Below are 975 nucleotides of genomic sequence, written 5' to 3'. Positions count from 1 at the left end.
GCCATACCAGTCAGTTCTAGAGAACTGGTCTGCCAACTACGCGCTTTAATCGAGCAATTGCGCTCTTAAATCACCAAGGATAGGCAGTATACGTTATGAAAACATTATTACCGACTTCAACAGCAGGCAGCTTACCTAAGCCATCTTGGCTAGCACAGCCAGAGACACTTTGGTCTCCATGGAAACTGGAAGGCGACGAATTAACCGACGGCAAACAAGACGCGCTACGTGTCTCTCTTCAAGACCAGCAACAAGCCGGTATTGATATTGTGAGTGACGGCGAACAGACACGTCAGCACTTTGTAACAACCTTCATTGAACACCTGAATGGCGTGGATTTTGAAAAGCGTGAAACCGTTAAAATTCGCGACCGTTACGATGCGAGTGTACCAACAGTCGTTGGCCCTGTTTCTCGTCAAAAGTCGGTTTTTGTCGAAGATGCTAAGTTCTTACGCCAGCAAACGGATCAACCAATTAAGTGGGCTCTACCGGGGCCAATGACCATGATAGATACGCTTTACGACGCGCATTACCAAAGCCGTGAAAAGCTAGCATGGGAGTTCGCAAAAATCCTTAACGAAGAAGCAAAAGAGTTAGAAGCGGCTGGTGTTGATATTATTCAGTTCGATGAGCCTGCGTTTAACGTATTTTTTGATGACGTGAACGATTGGGGTATTGCTTGTTTAGAAAGAGCCATTGAAGGGCTTAAGTGTGAAACTGCAGTTCATATTTGTTATGGCTATGGCATCAAAGCAAATACGGATTGGAAAAAGACACTAGGTACCGAATGGCGCCAATACGAAGAGGTATTTCCTAAGCTTCAGCAGTCGAATATCGATATCATCTCATTAGAGTGTCATAACTCTCATGTGCCGGTTGAATTGCTTGAGCTCGTTCGAGGTAAGAAAGTGATGGTCGGTGCTATCGATGTTGCAACCAATTCAATTGAAACGCCGGAAGAAGTTGCCGACACTC

Annotated in this window: 1 protein-coding gene; it reads left to right on the top strand. The window is 45.3% G+C overall.

Features of this window, described 5'->3' with window-relative positions; all coding sequences use genetic code 11:
• Positions 1 to 95 precede the first annotated feature (95 nt).
• Positions 96 to 975 (top strand): methionine synthase (locus AB4653_RS22930; RefSeq protein ID WP_372105404.1); only part of this gene is annotated, 880 nt, incomplete at its 3' end.

The organism is Vibrio sp. 10N.222.48.A3, assembly GCF_041475345.1.
In the GTDB taxonomy this organism is placed as follows: Bacteria; Pseudomonadota; Gammaproteobacteria; order Enterobacterales; family Vibrionaceae; genus Vibrio; species Vibrio tasmaniensis_A.
This window is presented reverse-complemented; position numbering and strand designations above follow the sequence as displayed.